This window comes from Variovorax endophyticus (assembly GCF_025376855.1).
Taxonomy (GTDB): Bacteria; Pseudomonadota; Gammaproteobacteria; order Burkholderiales; family Burkholderiaceae_C; genus Variovorax.
Map to the genome: position 1 here is coordinate 300,361 of NZ_JAHUTH010000004.1, position 18,057 is coordinate 318,417.

Below are 18,057 nucleotides of genomic sequence, written 5' to 3' on the forward strand. Positions count from 1 at the left end.
GCATGCAAGGCTCCTGTCTCTGCGGCGCCGTGGCCTACGAGGCCGCGAAGCTCGCGGGCCCGATCGGCCACTGCCACTGCCGGACCTGCCGCAAGGCGCATGCGGCCGCCTTCGCGAGCACGGCGCGCGTGGACCGCGCCGACTTCCGCTGGCTGCGCGGCCAGGACGACGCGCTCGCGGCCTTCGAGTCGACGCCCGGCAAGCTGCGCCATTTCTGCCGCCGCTGCGGCAGCCATCTGGTGGCCGAGTGGGTGGCCCAGCCGCAGGTGATCCTGCGCGTGGGCTCGCTCGACGACGATCCCGGCGTGCGGCCCAGCCAGCACATCTGGCGCTCGCACGACGTGCCATGGATGGCCTGCGGCGAGGACCTGCCCTCGTTCGCCGAAGGCGCGCCGCCGAAGCCCTGAGCGCGCATTGCCGTCGATGGACGGCAATGCGCCGCCTGCGTGCGGTCGAGGACACGCAAACCCCTCGATTGTTCGCCCCCGGGAAACTGACAACTGCCGCGCGGCCCCTTTGTCGCGGGCGCCCGTGCGACCACACTGCGAAGCCCTTTGCAACAAGCATCGACCGCCGCGCCGGCCGATGCCCACCGGACTTCCTCCTCATGATGAACGCACCCAGCGGCGCCCCCTGCATCGACGCGCTGCCGCCCGATTCCGCGAAGACCTCGCGCTCGACCTGGCTCGCGGTCGGCTCGCTCTCGGTCGGCTCCTTCGCCATGGTCTCGACCGAGTTCATGCCGATCGGCCTGCTCACCGACATCGCCAGCACCCTCAACGTCTCCAACGGCACGGCGGGCCTGATGATCACCATGCCCGGCATCCTCGCGGCCTTCGCGGGGCCGGGCCTGATCGTGGCCTCGGGCCGGCTCGACCGCCGCACCCTGCTGATCGGCCTCACCGTGGCGCTGATCGCCTCGAACCTGCTCGCGGCCTTCGCGCCCAACTTCGCCACCATGCTGATCGCGCGGCTGATCCTCGGCCTGTGCGTGGGCGGCTTCTGGACCTTCGCGCCGCCGGCCGCCACGCAACTGGTGCCGCCGGCCCAGCAGGCGCGCGCGATGTCGCTGGTGCTGGCCGGCGTGTCGGCCGCCACCGTGCTCGGCGTGCCGGCCGGTGCCTTCCTCGGCACCACCTTCGGCTGGCGCGCCTCCTTCGCCGCCACCGGCGCGCTGGCCGGGGCCGTGCTGCTGGTGCAGCTGTGGCTGCTGCCGCCGCTGCCCTCGGCACGGGCCATCGGTGCGCGCGACCTGCTGATCCCGCTGACGCGGCGCATGGCGCAGGTCGGGCTGCTCGCGGTGCTGTTCTTCATCGCCGGCCACTTCGCCGCCTACACCTACCTCAAGCCGCTGCTGCAGCAGGTCTTCGGTCTCGACCCCAACGGCGTGACCACGCTGCTGCTGGTCTACGGCGCCGTGGGCTTCTTCGGCACCTTCCTCGGCGGCAGCATGGTGGCGCGCAGCGTGCGCGGCACCACCCTGCTGGCCGCGCTGCTGCTGGCCACGGCGCTCATCCTGTCGACGCTGCTGGGCACCGGCCTGGTGGCCGGCGCGGTGGTGGTCGTGATCTGGGGCGTGGCCTTCGGTCTGATCCCGGTGGCGCTCACGGGCTGGATGCTCGAGGCCGTGCCCGACGCGCCCGAGGCCGGCCAGGCGCTGCTGGTCAGCGGCTTCCAGGTGGCGATCGCCTCGGGCGCGCTGCTCGGCGGTCGCGTGGTCGACGGCTGGGGCATCTCGAGCACCATGGTGATGAGCGGCGGGCTGGTGCTGGTCGCGGCGCTGATCGTGGTCACGCTGGGCCGTGCGCGCGGCGCCGCCGTGGCGGCCTGAGCGGCAGCTTCGCCCTCAACGGCCGGGACGCCCGCGTGGCGCGCCCGGCCTTTTGCTTTCGGCCCCGGCCCGCGCGATCGCATCGAGCACCACGCGCAGGCCCTTGCCCACCGGCTTGTCGCGCCGCAGCACGATCGCCAGGCTGCGCGACAGGGGCGGCACCAGCCGGCTGATCTTGAGTTCGGGATGGGCGCCGCGCCCGCGCATCGCCATGCCGGGCACGATGGCGTAGCCCAACCCCGCGGCCACCATCTCCTTCATCGCCTCGACGCTGCCGAGTTCCATCACCGGCTGCGGCTGCAGCCCTTCGGCCGCGAACCAGCGCTCGACCAGCCGGCGCGTGTTGGCCGCGGGTTCGAACAGCACCAGCGGCAGCGGCGCCAGGTCGGCCGGCCCCACGCGCGCCTTCAGCGGCGCGAGGTCGGCGCGGCCGATGGCCACGAACTCGTCGTCGAGCACCGGCGTCACCTCGAGCGAACGCCCCGTGGCCGGCAAGGTGACGAGCGCGAGGTCGATGCTGTTCTCCTCCACCTTGCGCACGCAGTCGTCGGTGTTGCCGGTGCTCACCACCACGCTGAGCGCGGGGTACTGCTCGCGCAGCGCGCGCAGCAGCGGCGGCAGCAGGTGCAGGCAGGCCGTGGCGCCGGTGCCCAGCCGCACGCGGCCCGCGACCGCGCTCGCATGGTCGCCCAAGGCCTCGATCGCGTTCTCGACCGCCGCATCGATGTGCTGCGCATGCCGCAGCAGCTCGCTGCCGGCCGCCGTGGCCCGCGCGCGCCGGCCCACGCGCTCCACCAGCCGCACCGCGAGGCGGCGCTCGAGCTGGCGCACCTGCAGGCTCACGGCGGGCTGGGTCAGGCCCAGGCGTTCGGCCGCGGCCGAGAAGCTGCCGGTCTCCACCACCAGGCCGAAGGCGCGCAGCTGGTCGAGGTTGAGCGAGCGCTGCAGCGGTTTTTCCAAAGTTTTTCTCATGGCTTGCATAGGTGATCGAAGCTTCATTTATCGATCGCCGCGCGTCAAGATCGCGCCATGCCTTCTTCCGACCCTTCTTCCGACCCTTCTTCCGCTTCCGCCGCGTTCGAGATCGCCGACGCCGAGCCTCAGCACCTGGACCAGATCCAGGCCATCTACAGCCACTACGTGCTGCACGACCTCTGTTCCTTCGAGGAACAGGTGCCGACCGTGGCCCAGATGCTGTCGCGCCGCCTCGAGGTGCTGCGCCTGGGCCTGCCCTACCTGGTCGCGCTGCGCGAGGGCCGCGTGGTCGGCTATGCCTATGCCGGCGCCTACCGCGCGCGCTCCGCCTACCGCCACACGGTCGAGGATTCGATCTACGTCGCGCAGGGCGAACACGGCCGCGGCATCGGCAAGGCGCTGCTCGCGGCACTGATCGAACGCTGCGCCGCACGGGGCCTGCGCCAGATGGTCGCGGTGGTCGGCCACAGCGGCAACGCGGGCTCGACGCGGCTGCACGAGAGCCTGGGCTTCGAACGGGTCGGCGTGCTGCGCGACGTGGGCTTCAAGTTCGGCCGCTGGGTCGACACCGTGCTGATGCAGCGCGCGCTGGCCTGATGGCGGCGCCGGCCACCCTGCCCGCGCCGGGCTGGCTCGCGATGCTCTGCGCGAGCCGGCTGCTGCAGGCCATGATCGTCACGGCCTATGCCGGCGTGCTGCCCTTCACCATGGTCGACTGGCGGATGAGCGCCGCGCAGGCCGGCTCGATCCAGAGCGCCTGGCACGTGGGCTACATGAGTTCGCTGTTCGCCGTGGGCCTGCTCGCGGACCGCTTCGGCGCGCACCGCGTGTTCCTGCTCGGCAGCGCGGTCAGCGCGATCGCGGCGCTGGGCTTCGCGCTGTTCGCGAGCGGCCACCGCTCGGCGCTGCTGCTGTACGGGCTCGCGGGGCTGTGCGCCGGTGCCTCGTACACGCCGGGACTGCAACTGCTCGCGCGCAATGCCGAACCCGCCGTGCGCGGCCGCGCAATGGGGCTGTTCCTCGGCGCCTCGTCGCTCGGCTATGCGCTCTCGCTCGCGGTGGTGGCCGCGCTCGCGAGCCTCGCGCACTGGCGCCACGGCCTGATCGCGGCCGCGCTGTGCACCGCGGTGGGCGCGCTGCTCACCGTGCCGGCACTGCGCCGCATGCGACTGCCCACGGCACCGCCGCCGGCCGCGCGCGAAAGCACGCTGCGCGCGCTGGCCGAGACGGTGTGCGACAAGCCCGCGATGGCCGGCAACTGGGCCTATGCCTTCCATTGCTGGGAGCTGATGGCGCTGTGGGCCTGGCTGCCCGCCTACCTCGTGGCCTCGTCGGGCGATGTGCCCGCGGCCTGGAAGGGCGCGGGCATCGCGCTCGCGGCGCTGGCGCACCTGGTCAGCGTGTTCGGCAGCATCGCGGGCGGCGCCGCCTCCGACCGCTGGGGCCGCGCGCGCGTGATGATGGTCGCCACCCTCGCGAGCCTGTGCATGTCCTTCGCCTTCGGCTGGATGTGGAGCTGGCCGCTGTGGCTGCTGGCGGCGGCGGCCGCGCTCTACAACCTGTTCGCCATCGCCGACTCCTCGGTCTACTCGACCGCGCTGGCCGACGTGGTGGCGCCGCATCGCCTGGGCGTGGCCTATTCGGTGCGTTCGGTGATGGGCTTCGGCGCGGGCGCGGTCAGCCCCTGGGTGTTCGGCCTCGCGCTCGACTGGGGGCAGGCGCGCTTCGGCGTGGGTAGCACCCACGCCTGGGTGGCGGCATGGACCACGGTCGGACTGGGCGCGCTGCTCGGGCCGCTGATGATCGCGCGCTTCGCGCGGCTGGCCAGGCCACCGCGCTGAGCGCCCTCAGCCGCCCTCGCCCTGCGCCCACTCGGGGCTGTAGCCGCCCAGCGTCGGGTGGTACATCTCGTCGCCCGCATGCTGGGTGAACTCGACGTTGAGCCGGTCCTCGCGCAGCCCGAGGATCTCCGCGCAGTCGCGGCACAGCGCCTTCGCGACCGCGAGCCGCAGCTCGGCCGAACGGCCGCGCCGGATGTCGCACATCAGCACCGAGACCTCGACCGGCTGGCCATCGACCATGCGCCACACGCCGCCCTCGCCCGCCTCGCGCACCGTCACGCTGATGCGCCGGATGTCCACGCTCATCATCGCGGCATAGGTTTCGCAAAGGCGCTGCGCGAGCCGTCGCTTGTCGGTGGCCGCATGGCGGCCGTTCACGTCGAGTTGCAGATAGGGCATGTCAGGCGACTCCTTCGAGGGTGGAGGCGAGGCGGAACAGCGCGGCTTCCCTGCCGGCCGCGGCCACTAGTTGCAGCGCGATCGGCAGGCCGTCGATGCGCCCCACGGGCACGCTGATCGCGGGCAGCCCGACCAGGTTCCACGGGCTCGTGAGCGACAGCAGCGCGGCGCGCACCTCGACGGCCACGCCATCGATGCGGGGCGTTCGCTCGCCGATGGCGGGCGCCAGCATCGGCACGGTCGGCAGCGCCAGCACCTCGTGCCGCCGCAGCAGCTCGGCCACGGCGCGCGCCACGGCCTCGCGCTGCGCGAGCGCGCGCACATAGCGCCAGGCCGGGATCGCCTCGCCGCGGCGCAGGCGCTGCAGCACCTCGGCATCGATGGCCTCGGCGCCGCGCGCCACATCGTCCGCATGCACGGCGAAGGCCTCGCTGGCCTGCAGCGTGGAGAAGAGCTCGAACAGTTCGTGCGCCTGCGGCAGCCGCGCGGGCAGGTCCACCTCGTCGACCGGCAGGCCGGCGGCACCGAGGCGTTCGCGCACGGCGCGCGCGATGCGTGGATCGGTGCGCGCGAGCAGCGAAGGAACGATCCAGCCGATGCGCGTCGCGGGCGCAACCTCCGTATCGAAGGATGCCAGGCAGCCATAGGCCAGCGCCACGTCTCCGGCGTCGCGCGCGAACAGCCCCACGTGGTCGAGCGACGCGGCCAGCGGCCGCACGCCCTCGCACGAGATCGAGCCCCAGGCCGGCTTGAAGCCCGCCACGCCGCACAGCGCCGCGGGCACGCGCACCGACCCCGCGGTGTCGGTGCCCAGCGCCAGCGGCACCATGCCCGCGGCCACCGCGACCGCGCTGCCGCCGCTGCTGCCGCCCGACATGCGCGCGCTCGCATGCGGATTGCGCGCCGCGCCCTGCACCGAGCGGTCGCCGGTGGCGCCGTAGGCGAACTCGTGCAGCGTGGTCTTGCCCACCGGCACCGCGCCGGCCGCGCGCAACTGCCGCACGCAGGCCGCGTCGTCATGCGCCACGTGCTCGAGGTACAGCGCCGAGCCCTGCGTGGTGGGCTGGCCCGCGATGTCGATCAGGTCCTTGATCGCCACCGGCATGCCGTGCAGCGGACCGCGGTCGATGCCTTGCCGCAGCTCGTCGTCGGCACGCAGGGCGGCGGCGCGCGCGCCCTGCGCATCCACGCGCACGAAGGCATTGAGCCGCGGGTTCCGAGACTCGATCGCGGCCAGCGAGGCCTCGACCAGCTGCGCCGAGGTGCGCCGGCCCGCGCGCAGGTCGTTCGCGAGCGCGGCGATCGTCTGCCGCGCGAAGAAGCCGAAGGTCTCGCTCATCGCGGCAGCGCCCGCGCACCGACGTAGCCGAGCAGCGGGTCGTAGAGGTCGGTGCGGCGGTCGCGGTGCAGGTCGTTGAGCGGCGTCCAGATCGGCGCCGAGCGCGCCGCGCCGATGTCGACGTCGGCATGGAGGATGGTGTCCTCGTCGGGGCCCGCGATGCGGCCGATCGGCCAGCCGTTGGTGCCCGCGATCAGCGAGTTGCCCATGAAGCCCGCGCCGCGCTCGGTGCCGATGCGGTCGGCCGTCGCGATGAAGATGCCGTTGGCATGGGCCGCCGTCATCGTGAGGTAGGCCGCCATGCAGGTGCCGCTGGCGTCGTACAGCGGCGGCGGCGTCCAGACCCAGTTGGTGGGCGCGCAGACGATGTCGGCGCCCAGCTGCGCGAGGATGCGCGGCACCTCGGGAAACCAGATGTCCCAGCACACCAGCAGGCCGATGCGGCCGATCCGGGTCTCGAACACCGGATAGCCCTCGTCGCCGGGCGTGAACCACAGCTTCTCGTTGTTCCACAGATGGGTCTTGCGGTAGCGGCCGATGTAGCCCTCGGGCCCGACCAGCACCGCGGTGTCGAACAGCTGCAGCCCGTCCTGCTCGACCAGGCAGCCGACGATGTGGATGCCGTGCTTCGCCGCATACGACACCCACCCCTGCACCGTGGCACCGCCGGGCACGGGCTCGGCATGGGCATAGGCCTCGGCGCGGCCGCTGAAGCAGTAGCCGGTGGTCGCGAGCTCGGGCAGCACCACGAGCTGCGCGCCGTTGGCGACCGCGGCATCGAGCCGCTGGTAGATCGCCGCGCTGTTGCGCGCGAGGTTCTCCACGCCGACCTGCGGGTCGAACTGCACCACGGCCACGCGCACGGGGCTGGCGCGCAGGCCGGGAACGGCATCGGCGCCGCGGGCGATGCCGGCGGCGGGGGACGGTTGCGTATCGGATGAAGCGGTCATGGATGGCTTTCTGCGCAATGGCAAAGGGAGGGATCGAATCGGCTATCTGGTTTTTATTTGAAACCTGATTGATCGTAGGCAGATCGGTTTTTGTTTGCAACCTGATGGGTCGGACAGCCCCGCCACGCCGCAAGGTCTTGCGGCAGCGCGCATGCGGCCAGCGCCGAAATGGTTTAATCCTGCAACCACATCCACCCGCAACGCATCGCCATGGCCCGCCGCAAAAGCCTCAAGGAAGACGCCTGTCCCATGGCGCGCACGCTCGACATCCTCGGCGACCGCTGGTCGCTGCTGATCGTGCGCGACGCCTTCGACGGCATGAAGCGCTTCGGTGAGTTCCAGCAGAGCCTGGGCGTGGCGAAGAACATCCTCGCGGACCGGCTCAAGAACCTGGTGAACGAAGGCGTGCTGAGCCAGGCGCCGGCCTCCGACGGTTCGCTCTACCAGGAGTACCTGCTGACGCCAAGGGGCGAGGGGCTTTTCCCGGTCGTGGTGGGGCTGCGCCACTGGGGCGAGCAGCACCTCTATGCCAAGGGCGAGCCGCACTCGGTGCTGGTCGAGCGCGAGAGCGGCAAGCCGGTGAAGCGCATCGATCTGCGCACGCACGACGGGAAGCCGCTGGCGCCGGCGGCGACCTTCGTCAAGAAGCTGCAACCGAAGGCCGCGCGCGGCACCGCCTAGGCGGCATCCGTGTCAGCGGCCGGGGTTGTCGTCCTGCATCAGCCAATGCGTTCCTTCGGTCCATCCCATGAAAGGCTGGACGCGCGGGTCCTCCGTGGTGGCGGCGGCCACCAATCCGGAAAGGATCGGCTCGAAGCGGCGCTTGAAGGCCTTCGCCTGCCCGCCCAGGCACGCCCGTGACCAGCCCAGGAACTCGATGACTTCGTCGTCGCGGCACTGCGAGAGGAAGAAGACCATCTGGCGCCAGGCATAGGCCGAGCCCTTGATCCGGATCAGGGTCGCATGCCGGTCCGCCGCGGGCAGTTGGAGCTGCGCGCAGATCCATTCGAAGCATCGGCGTGCCATCGCGGGCAGTTGCGCGGCAAGGCTTTCGCGCAGGCCCGACCCGGCAAGCAGGAGCGCCAGGTTGTGGGTGGTCAGCACCTGCACCTGCTCGATCACCATGCCGTTGCGCACCACGTTCCGCGCCGGCCACTCGATGCCCGCGCGCGACGCGCCCAGGCGGGCCAGGACATCGACCGCGTCCTTCGCCCCTCGCTTGGATGCGGCGTCCTGCGGCGCGCGCAGCGCCCGCAACACCGGGCCGTCGATGCCGTAGTAGCGGGCATAGAGGCTGCCCTCCACGACATCCGCGGCCAGCCTGGCGGCCTCGAGGAACTTCGGCGAGAACCGACCCATGAAGATGTCGGCCGCGATCTCCTCGACGAATGGCAGTGGCAGCCCGGCCATCTCGGCCAGGGCCCCCAGCTCCTGCAGCAGCTTGTTCGGCAGGATCGCCTGCGGGAACGACGTCAGGGCCAGGCGCGCGATCTCGGTCAGCGCCTGCCGCGCCGCCTCGCGCGAGGCCGAACCCGGCGCGCGGAAACGCGCGGTCGCGGCCACCCAGGGCAGTTCCGCCAGCTGCACCTGTCGTTCCAGATTCAGCAGCAGCAGCGAGCGCCGACGGCGAAACGCCTGGTCGATGGCGGACTGGAGCCGCCGCAGCGCCGGGTCGGCGATATCGGCGGCGCGCAGCGCGGCGGTCCATCGAGGCAGCACGCGGGCCAGCGCCTCGCCCGAGGGAATCGCGCCGCGCTCGACGAGCTCGCCGGCGGCTCCCTCGAGGGCGCGCGCGAGCTTGCGGCGAACCGAGTGCGGAATGGTCGTTCCTTCGCGGATGCCGCTCGCCGCGGCCTCCGATGCATCGACAGGGGCCAGAAAGGGCTCGATGTCGTCGAGCCCCGCTTCGGGCGGCACAGCCTCGAGCCGGTGCGCAACCTGGCGGCCGATCTGCTCGAAGGGAGGCGCGCCCGCTTCGTCGCGCTGGCGTTGCCTGAACGTCAGGCGTTCGGCAGCGCCGGGCAGGCCGTGTGTCGCGCGGTAGCGCGCGAGAACGAGTCGCAGCCGCCCCACCTCCCTACCGCTCAAGGCCGCGGGCTTCTCGACGCAGCGCCGCAACCCTTCGCGAAGCGTGAAGAAACTGTCACCTTCGCGCTCCGGCCGCCCGCATCGCGCGTGCAGCGCGCGTGCCTGCCGGTACTGGTCGAGCAGCATCGCGGCGCGCTCGTGCCAGCCTTCGGGATAGTGGGCACAGGGCCAGCCTCCGGACACGACGAAACTGTTCGCCTCGCCGCGCTGCCAGGCGCCATCGGCGGTGCGCAGCGCGATGGGGGCATCGCCCCGCACGGTCTCGAACAGCAGCGCCGCCATGCGGTCATGCAGCGGAGCCCAGACCTCGACGGCTTCCTTCTGCGCCAGGATCGCCGCGTTCGGCTTCACCGCGCGCAAGCGCTGCATCACGGTGGCGACATCGTCGACCCACAGGAGCGTGCCCTGCGTGCGCGCCTCGGCCAGCTCGACCGGGTAGAAGCGCAGCCGCGAGAACCAGGGCGCGATCGCCTCCACCAGTTCCCAGGCCTGCTCCACATGGCCAGCGCGCAGCAGCCATGCCACCGCGAGCAGGGCGCCCTCCTCGGGCACCGCGACCTCGAAGCGTCCCGCATCGAGCAGCAGCCCGAGCCGCTCGAGGCCCGCGTCCGTGAGAAAGAAGCTGTTCAGTGCCCCTCGTGCATCGGCCTCGGGCACGCCCGGCGCGAGTTCGTCGCGCAACGTGCGTTCATGCGCCTGGAACGCCCCGCCCGCCAGCAGCGCGCCGGTCGCGAACCCGCCGGTCGCCACCTCGGGCGTGACCCAGGCGGGCATGTCCTTGAGCGGCGTGCGCGAGCCCGTGGCGATCGCGCCGCCGCGCTGCCCCTCGATCACGGCAGTCCACTGCCGCACGCGCTTCGCGGCGTTGCGGCGCACCGTCTCGTCGGCATGCTCGGTCGCGGCCAGCGCGCGGGCCAGCTGGAAAGCCGAGTAACCGCCGGCCGCCAGGGACGGATCGTCTTCCATGGTCATGCGAAATGAGTGGGGTCCGGGGGCTGGGGTTGAACCAGCGCCTTCTCGGTTACAAGCCGAGCGTTCTGCCACTGAACTACCCCGGAACAGAAACGATGAAGATCAGGTGTCCGGCTCTTGAATCACAGGGCCTCGACGGCCTTGCCCGCGGCCTACTCGCCCAGCAATTCGCCGATCGGCTGCAGGTCCTCGACCCGGTCGCAGATGGCCTTGATCACCATGGTGATCGGGATGCCCAGCAGCAGTCCCCAGACGCCCCAGAGCCAGCCCCAGAAGATCACGCCGACGAACACCGCGACCGGGTTCATGCGGCTGGTGCGGCTGGTGAGCCAGGGCATCAGCAGGTTGCCGACCAGGGTGTGGATCAGCAGCGAGGTGCCGGCCACCAGGATGCCCATCTCGAGGGTATTGAACTGCAGGAAGGCCACCAGGCCCGCGGCCGAGAGCACGATCACCGAGCCGATGTAGGGAATGAGGTTGGTGACGCCGGCCACGATGCCCCACACGGCCGCGTTCTGCAGCCCGATGGCCCAGAAGGCCAGGCCGGTGGCCACGCCCACGAGCACGCTGGTGAAGATCTGCACCAGCAGGTAGCGCTCGATGTTGCGCGTGATGTCGTCGAGCACGTGCACGGTGATCTTCTTCTTCTCGAGGCTGGAGCCCGAGATCTTGATCAGCTTGCGCCGGAAGGTGGAGCCCGAACAGAGCGCGAAGTAGGTGAGGAAGGCCACCAGCGTGAGCTGCCCGGCCGCGCCGAGCAGGCCGACGGTGCCGGTCCAGAGGTAGTCGCGCACGTTGAACGGCGGCCGCTCGATCACCACGCGCGCGACGCCGCGGCGTGCCAGCGCGCGCGAGTTCTCCTCGGCCGCGCGCTCGAGCTGCGAGGCGGCCTGCTGCACGCTGTCGAGCGTGCCGCCGGTGCTCTTGTCGGTGCGCGTGGCCTGGCGCAGCTTCTGCGCGGCGGCCGGCAGCGAATCGAGCAGCGCCGAGGCGCTGCCCGAGAGCGAATAGCCGGTCCAGCCGATGGCGCCGCTGAGCCCGAGCAGGATGACCGCCGCGCCGATCCAGCGCGGCAGCCACCAGCGCTCGAGCCGGTCGACCAGCGGCGACAGCGCATAGCTCAGCAGCAGGCTCAGCATCAGCGGGATGAACACCGACTGCGCCCACTGCAGCGCGAACACGCTGGCCAGCACCGCGAGCACCACCAGCGAGAAGCTGCGCACGTCGACCGGCACGCGCAGCACCGGCAGGTCGCGCTCGGCATCGGCCTCGGATTTCGGCGCGGGCGGCGGCTCGGGACGCAGCGCGGGCGCGGGCGAAACAGCGGCCACCACGGGCTCCTCGGGCCGCGGCGCAAGGTCGGGCGCGGGCACCTCCTCCGGCGCGGCCGGCGGCCGCGGGGCGTCGTCGTCCTCGCGCGCCTTGTCGTTCATCGTGCGTCCTTGATGACTTCGCGCACCGCCGCCAGCTGCCGGCGCGACACCGCGACCAGCTCGGGCACGGTCGACAGGCGCAGCGCCCAGCCCTCGGCGTCCTCGCCGTCGTCGTAGCGCTCGAGCGCGCGGATCGCGCTGCGCGCCACCAGCGCGTTGCGGTGCACGCGCAGGAAACGCTGGGGATAGCGCTCCTCGAAATCGTTGAGCGAGCCGTCGAGGATGTGGCTGCGCGCGGCCGTGCGCACCGTGAGGTACTTGTACTCGGACTTCAGGTAGACGATCTCCGCCAGCGGCACGCGCTCGGCGCGGCCGCGGTCCTGGATCAGCACGCTCTCCTGCGCCACCTTGTCGCTGGCGCGCTCCTTGAGGTAGCGCTCGGCCTTCTGCAGCGCCTGCTGCAGCCGCTCGGCGCGCACGGGCTTGGTGAGGTAGTCGACCGCGTCGAGCTCGAAGGCGGTGACGGCATGCGCCGCATGGGCGGTCACGAACACCACGGCCGGCGCGTCGGCGCGCTCGCGCAGCGCACGCGCCACCTCGATGCCGTCGATGCCGGGCATGTGCACGTCGAGCAGCACCACGTCGAGCTTCATCGACGCCAGCTGCGCCTGCGCCTCGGCGCCCTGCGCGGCCTCGGCCACCACCTCGGCCGCGGGCGCGCTGCAGTCGCGCAGCAGCGTGCGCAGCCGCGAGCGGGCCAGTGCTTCATCGTCGACGATCAATGTCCTCAGGCTCATTCATGTCCCCCCACGCAATGGCATGCGTTCATGATTCGGCGGGTATCGCGATGCGCACCCGGTAGCTCTTCTGGTCCATGCCGGCGCTGAACTGCATGCGCATGTCGTGCAGCAGCCGCAGCCGGTCCCTCACGTTCGCCAGCGCGATGCCGTGGCCGCGCGGCAGCGGTTGGTCGGCCCAGCGCAGCGGCGGCAGGCTGTTGACCACCTCGATCACCACCATCGAGCCGCGCCGCTCGGTGCGGATGCGCAGCCTGGCACCGTCCGGGCTCGGCTCCACGCCGTGCTTGATCGCATTCTCGACCAGGGGCTGCAGCAAGAGCGGCGGCAGCCGCGCGTCGCTGGCCGCGGCATCGAGGTCCCAGCGGATGCGCAGCCGCTCGCCGAAGCGCACCTGCTCGATCGCGAGGTAGCGCTCGGCCAGCGCGATCTCGTCGGCCAGGGTGCCCGATTCGCCGGGATCGGCCAGCGCCTGGCGGAACAGTTCGCTCAGGTCCTCCAGCATGGTCTCGGCCTTGGCGGGCTCCTCGCGCACCAGCGCGATGGCGCTGTTGAGCGTGTTGAACAGGAAGTGCGGCCGGATCCGAGACTGCAGCTCCTCGAGCCGCGCCGTGGTGGCGGCCGGTGTCTGGCCGCGCGCGCGCAGCACCATCGCCGCCATCACCATGCCCGCGAAGAAGGCCCCGGCCAGCGCGCTCGCGAACCAGGGCGCGCTGCCCAGCACGCCCGTGAGCCGCAGCAGCCCGCAGCCGTAGAGCGCCGAGATGGCGCCCAGCACCGCGCCCACCGCGTACTGCCATGCAACCGGCAGCCGCCGCAGCGGCTTCTTGAGCCCGCAGGCCGCGACCAGCCACAGCAGGGTGGCCGGCAGCGCGCCGCCCGTGACGGTGGCGGCCTGCACCAGCCACTCGCCGGGCGAGCCCGAGACGAACATCGCGGCCACGCCCACCACCGCCTCGACGAAGACCACGGTGCGCAGCACCACGCCGATCTGGCAGGCGTCGAACAGCACGGCCTGCGCGCGCGCGGACGGGCGCGTGCGGTCGGAGGACGCGGCGGATGGGGTGGCCGATAAAATCGCCGGCTTGCGCATTCGCAGATACATTGGGTAACCAGCCCATTATTGCCTCCCGAACGGCTCCCATGACCCAAAACCAACTCGACAAGAAATCCGAAGCCTGGTCCGCCCTGTTCTCGGAACCCATGAGCGACCTCGTGAAGCGCTACACCGCCAGCGTCTTCTTCGACAAGCGCCTGTGGCAGGCCGACATCGAAGGTTCGCTCGCCCATGCCGGCATGCTGGCCGCGCAAGGCATCATCACCATGCAGGACCACGCCGAGATCGAGCGTGGGATGGCGCAGATCCGCGCCGAGATCGAATCCGGCGCCTTCGAGTGGAAGCTCGACCTGGAAGACGTGCACCTGAACATCGAGGCCCGCCTGACCCAGCTCGTGGGCGACGCCGGCAAGCGGCTGCACACCGGCCGCAGCCGCAACGACCAGGTCGCGACCGACGTGCGCCTGTGGCTGCGCGGCGAGATCGACCTGATCGCCGAGCTGCTGGTCACGCTGCAGAAGTCGCTGGTCGACATCGCCGAGAAGAACGTCGAGGTGATCCTGCCGGGCTTCACCCACCTGCAGGTGGCGCAGCCCGTGAGCTTCGGCCACCACATGCTGGCCTACGTCGAGATGTTCAGCCGCGACGCCGAGCGCCTGGCCGACGTGCGCCGCCGCGTCAACCGCCTGCCGCTGGGCGCCGCCGCGCTGGCCGGCACCAGCTATCCGCTCGACCGCGAGCTGGTCGCCAGGACGCTGAACATGGAAGGCGTGTGCCAGAACAGCCTGGACGCCGTGAGCGACCGCGACTTCGCGATCGAGTTCAGCGCCGCCGCCAGCCTGTGCATGGTGCACATCAGCCGCATGAGCGAGGAGCTGATCCTCTGGATGAGCCAGAACTTCGCCTTCATCCAGATCGCCGACCGCTTCACCACGGGCTCGTCGATCATGCCGCAGAAGAAGAACCCCGACGTGCCCGAGCTGGCGCGCGGCAAGACCGGCCGCGTGGTCGGCCACCTGATGGCGCTGATCACGCTGATGAAGGGCCAGCCGCTGGCCTACAACAAGGACAACCAGGAAGACAAGGAGCCGCTGTTCGACACGGTCGACACGCTCAAGGACACGCTGCGCATCTTCGCCGAGATGATCGGCGGCATCACGGTCAAGCCCGAGGCGATGGAACTGGCCGCGCTGCGCGGCTACGCCACCGCCACCGACCTGGCCGACTACCTGGTGAAGAAGGGCCTGCCGTTCCGCGACGCGCACGAGATCGTGGCCCACGCGGTCAAGGCCGCGACCTCGCACAAGGTCGACCTGGCCGAGCTGCCGCTGGCGGTGCTGCAGCAGTTCAACCCGAAGATCGAGAAGGACGTGTACGACGTGCTGAGCCTGCGCGGCTCGCTCAACGCACGCAACATCCTCGGCGGCACGGCGCCCGCGCAGGTCAAGGCGCAGATCGCGCGCCACCGCGCCCGCCTCGGCTGACCGCACCGGCCCTCGGCACCGCGGGGCCCCGCCATGTTCTACGCCATCCCGCTCGAGAACCGCCCGAGCTGGCGCAACCCGCCGTGGATGACGGTGCTGCTGATCCTCGTGAACATGCTGGTGTTCTGGGGCCCGCAGCGCAGCGAGGAGAACGCGCAGGAGCGCGCCGCGCGCTACTACGCGAAGAGTTCGCTGCCGGCGCTCGAGCTGCCGGCCTTCGTCGACTGGCTCGAGCGCACCCGGTCGCCGCGCGCCGAGGCCGCGCGGCAGCTGCTCGAGCGCAAGCGCACCGGCGAGCTGCTCGAGGGCCTGCAGCACGAGCGCGTCTTCCTGCGCCAGCTGCGCGCCGGCGAGGTGATCCCGCCCGCGCATCCGCGCTTCGACGAATGGAAGCGCGACCGCCGGGAGTTCGATGCCCAGTGGCCCGCGCCCTTCACCGAGCGCTGGGCGCAGGACTACGCGAAGGACGCCGAGTTCAAGCCCTGGACCTGGATCACGGCCGCCTTCCTGCACGGCAGCACCGGCCACCTGCTGGGCAACATGCTGTTCCTGTTCCTGTTCGGCTTCTCGGTCGAACTGGCGCTCGGACGCACCACCTTCCTGAGCTTCTACCTGCTGGGCGCCGTCGGCGCCTCGGCGCTGGCCGACTGGGCCTATGCGGGCAAGGGCAGCTACGGCCTCGGCGCCTCGGGCGCGGTGTCGGCGCTGATGGGCATGTATGCCGTGATGTACCGGCTGCGGCGCATCCGTTTCTTCTACCAGCTGTTCTTCTACTTCAACTACGTCACGGCGCCGGCCCTGCTGCTGCTGCCGGCCTGGATCGCGAACGAGCTGCTGCAGCACCTGGTGGGCGGCCAGGGCATCGCCTACATGGCGCACCTGGGCGGGCTGCTCAGCGGCGCGGCACTGATGACGCTCGCGCTGGCGCTCGGGCGCGTGAAGGCGCCCGAGGCGCTGGCGGCCGAGCGCGGCCGTGATGGGGGCGGCGACGGCGAGTTCCAGCGCCGCGTCGCCAACGCACGGCGGCTCGGCGCGGCGATGAAGTTCGAGTCGGCCAGCAGCGAATGGCGCGCCGCCGCGGCGCTGCGCCCGAACGACGCCGACACCTTGCGCGCCTGGTTCAACACCGCACGGCTGCAGCCGGCCGGCGACGACTTCCATGCCGCGGCGCGGCGCATCTTCCGCCTGAACGCCACCGACCCCGACACGCTCGCGCTGCAGCATGCGAGCTTCACCACCTACCTCGACCAAGCGAAGCCCGGCGTGCGCCTCAAGCCCGACGACATGGCGCGGCTCGCGCGCCGCTTCGTGCGCATCCGCCAGTTCGAGGACGCGCGCCGGCTCTGCACCATCCTGCTGAAGACCGCGCCCGACCATCCCGAGCTGGCCGACACGCTGTCGGTGTGCGCCAACGGCCTGCTGCACGCGGGCGAGCGCGACAAGGCCGTGGGCCTGCTGCCGCACCTGCTGCGGCTCGCGCCCGACGACATGGTCACGCGCGCGCTTCAACGCGCATGAAGCGCGCCTGAAGGCGCCCCAAGTACATCTAACTTTGCATTCCGGCAAAGCGTCTGTCACAGGACTTTGTCAATCTTTGGCACTGGACTTGCAGGGCCTCTCTGTAAAGCTCGCTTCCGGCCTCCCGCCGCATTGAACTCGGGAGCGCCCGTTCGCTCCATTTGGGGCCTTCGTCACTTCCCCCTGCCCATGCCCGATCACCTACGCCGTCCCTTCCCGCTGCCCATCGCAGCCCTCGCGCTGGCCGCCGCCATCACGCTCGCCGGCTGCTCGCGCAACGAGGCCGCCGCACCAAAGCCGGCGGCGGCCGCGGCGCCCGAACGGGAAGTCGGCACCGTCACGCTCAAGCACGAGACGCTGGCGCTGAGCACCGAGCTGCCGGGCCGCACCGCGGCCCCCGTCATCGCCGAGATCCGGCCGCAGGTCGGCGGCATCCTCAAGGAGCGGCTGTTCACCGAAGGCTCGCAGGTCAAGGCCGGCCAGGTGCTCTACCAGCTCGACCCGGCCTCGCTGCAGGCGGCCCATGCCAGCGCGCAGGCCAGCGTGCGCAAGGCCGAGTCGGCGCTCGCCACCGCGCGCACCGTGGCGCGCCGCAATGCCGAGCTGGTGAAGATCGACGCCATCAGCCGCCAGGTGTTCGACGAATCGCAGGCCGCCGAGCAGCAGGCCGAGGCCGACCTCGGCGTGGCGCGCGCGGCCGAGCAGACCGCGCGCATCCAGCTCGGCTACACCCGCATCACCTCGCCGATCAGCGGCTGGGCCGAGCTCTCGAGCGTCACGCCGGGCGCGCTGGTCACGGCCAATCAGGCCACCGCGATGACCACGGTGCAGCAGCTCGACCCGATCCACGTGCACGTCACCCAGTCGAGCAGCGAGCTGCTGCGCCTGAAGCGCGAGCTCGCCAGCGGCCGGCTGCAGCGCGCCAGCGATGCCGAGGCGCGCATCCAGCTGGTGCTCGAGGACGGCAGCAAGTACCCGCACCCCGGTCGCCTGACCTTCAGCGGCGTCACCGTCGATGCCGGCACCGGCAGCGTGACCCTGCGCGCGGTGGTGCCCAACCCCGACCGCCTGCTGATGCCCGGCATGTACGTGCGCGCCGTGCTGCAGGAGGGCGTGAACGCCGCCGCGCTGCTGGTGCCGCAGCAGGCCGTGACGCGCGCGCCCGACGGCAGCGCCTCGGCGCTGGTGATCGATGCCGAGAACAAGGTCGCGAAGCGCCCGATCCAGGTCGGCCGCGCGATCGGCACGCGCTGGCAGGTGCTCGAGGGCCTCGCCCCCGGCGACCGCGTGATGACCGAGGGCTCGCAGCGCGTGAAGGTCGGCGACAAGGTCAAGGTGGTCGACCTCGGCGCCCGCGCCGCGGCCGGCCCGGTGGCCGCCGTCGCGCCCGACGCGGCCGACGCCGCCACCGATCCCGTGGCGCGCTGAGGTCG

16 protein-coding genes and 1 tRNA gene are annotated in these 18,057 nt (G+C 71.6%); 8 read left to right on the forward strand and 9 right to left on the reverse strand.

The genetic code is table 11. The features are described from left to right. Positions 1-2 precede the first annotated feature (2 nt). Positions 3-407 (forward strand): GFA family protein, encoded by a 405-nt coding sequence (locus KV106_RS07855; RefSeq protein ID WP_057592316.1) that lies wholly within the window; start codon positions 3-5, stop codon positions 405-407. A 200-nt stretch (positions 408-607) separates the two neighbouring features. Further along, positions 608-1,831 (forward strand): MFS transporter, encoded by a 1,224-nt coding sequence (locus tag KV106_RS07860; protein ID WP_082321871.1) that lies wholly within the window; start codon positions 608-610, stop codon positions 1,829-1,831. A gap of 15 nt (positions 1,832-1,846) precedes the next feature. Here the strand turns inward: KV106_RS07860 and KV106_RS07865 are convergent, their stop codons facing one another. Next, positions 1,847-2,812, reverse strand: coding sequence for a LysR family transcriptional regulator (locus KV106_RS07865; protein ID WP_261208751.1), 966 nt, complete (start codon positions 2,810-2,812; stop codon positions 1,847-1,849). 48 nt (positions 2,813-2,860) lie between these two features. Here KV106_RS07865 and KV106_RS07870 point away from each other — a divergent pair, with 48 nt between their 5' ends. Both KV106_RS07870 and KV106_RS07875 read left to right on the forward strand, forming a co-directional pair. Further along, positions 2,861-3,403 (forward strand): GNAT family N-acetyltransferase, encoded by a 543-nt coding sequence (locus KV106_RS07870; protein ID WP_261208754.1) that lies wholly within the window; start codon positions 2,861-2,863, stop codon positions 3,401-3,403. Further along, positions 3,403-4,647 carry an MFS transporter gene (locus KV106_RS07875; protein ID WP_261208757.1) on the forward strand — a complete coding sequence of 415 codons (1,245 nt, stop codon included), beginning with the start codon at positions 3,403-3,405 and terminating at the stop codon, positions 4,645-4,647. Before KV106_RS07870 ends, KV106_RS07875 begins: the two co-directional genes overlap by 1 nt. Positions 4,648-4,653: 6 nt before the next feature. Here the strand turns inward: KV106_RS07875 and KV106_RS07880 are convergent, their stop codons facing one another. Genes KV106_RS07880 through KV106_RS07890 form a run of 3 tightly spaced genes read right to left on the reverse strand, consistent with a single transcriptional unit; the run spans position 4,654 to position 7,335 of the window. Next, on the reverse strand, positions 4,654-5,046 hold the full coding sequence (locus tag KV106_RS07880; RefSeq protein WP_261208759.1) for a tautomerase: 393 nt from the start codon (positions 5,044-5,046) through the stop codon (positions 4,654-4,656). A gap of 1 nt (position 5,047) precedes the next feature. Further along, entirely contained in the window at positions 5,048-6,385 is a 1,338-nt protein-coding gene (locus KV106_RS07885) for an amidase (protein ID WP_261208760.1), read from the reverse strand. Continuing rightward, a complete protein-coding gene (locus tag KV106_RS07890) occupies positions 6,382-7,335 on the reverse strand; it encodes a nitrilase family protein (protein WP_261208762.1) in 954 nt (317 codons plus the stop codon). Before KV106_RS07890 ends, KV106_RS07885 begins: the two co-directional genes overlap by 4 nt. Before the next feature lie 210 nt (positions 7,336-7,545). On the opposite strand from KV106_RS07890, the gene KV106_RS07895 reads away from it, so the two are divergent. Further along, positions 7,546-8,016: a winged helix-turn-helix transcriptional regulator gene (locus tag KV106_RS07895; protein WP_057592322.1), complete on the forward strand. Its 471-nt coding sequence runs from the start codon at positions 7,546-7,548 to the stop codon at positions 8,014-8,016. A 12-nt stretch (positions 8,017-8,028) separates the two neighbouring features. Here KV106_RS07895 and KV106_RS07900 read toward each other — a convergent pair whose 3' ends face one another. From KV106_RS07900 to KV106_RS07920, 5 genes are all read right to left on the reverse strand, one after another. Next, entirely contained in the window at positions 8,029-10,389 is a 2,361-nt protein-coding gene (locus KV106_RS07900; RefSeq protein ID WP_261208765.1) for a hypothetical protein, read from the reverse strand. 20 nt (positions 10,390-10,409) lie between these two features. Then, positions 10,410-10,481 (reverse strand) — tRNA-Thr (locus KV106_RS07905). 66 nt (positions 10,482-10,547) lie between these two features. Beyond that, on the reverse strand, positions 10,548-11,828 hold the full coding sequence (locus KV106_RS07910; RefSeq protein WP_261208767.1) for an AI-2E family transporter: 1,281 nt from the start codon (positions 11,826-11,828) through the stop codon (positions 10,548-10,550). Next, positions 11,825-12,565, reverse strand: coding sequence for a LytR/AlgR family response regulator transcription factor (locus tag KV106_RS07915; protein ID WP_057592325.1), 741 nt, complete (start codon positions 12,563-12,565; stop codon positions 11,825-11,827). The genes KV106_RS07910 and KV106_RS07915 overlap by 4 nt, the downstream gene beginning before the upstream one ends. A 28-nt stretch (positions 12,566-12,593) precedes the next feature. Then, positions 12,594-13,658, reverse strand: a complete 1,065-nt coding sequence (locus KV106_RS07920; protein WP_057592326.1) for a sensor histidine kinase — start codon at positions 13,656-13,658, stop codon at positions 12,594-12,596. Between the two features lie 50 nt (positions 13,659-13,708). Between KV106_RS07920 and argH the strand changes: the two genes are divergently transcribed. The 3 genes from argH (at position 13,709) to KV106_RS07935 (ending at position 18,052) form a co-directional block, all read left to right on the forward strand. After that, positions 13,709-15,106, forward strand: coding sequence for an argininosuccinate lyase (gene argH / locus KV106_RS07925; protein ID WP_093348594.1), 1,398 nt, complete (start codon positions 13,709-13,711; stop codon positions 15,104-15,106). Between the two features lie 33 nt (positions 15,107-15,139). Beyond that, positions 15,140-16,624 (forward strand): rhomboid family protein, encoded by a 1,485-nt coding sequence (locus KV106_RS07930; protein WP_261208769.1) that lies wholly within the window; start codon positions 15,140-15,142, stop codon positions 16,622-16,624. 189 nt (positions 16,625-16,813) lie between these two features. Next, entirely contained in the window at positions 16,814-18,052 is a 1,239-nt protein-coding gene (locus tag KV106_RS07935; RefSeq protein WP_057592329.1) for an efflux RND transporter periplasmic adaptor subunit, read from the forward strand. The last annotated feature ends 5 nt before the right edge of the window (positions 18,053-18,057 follow it).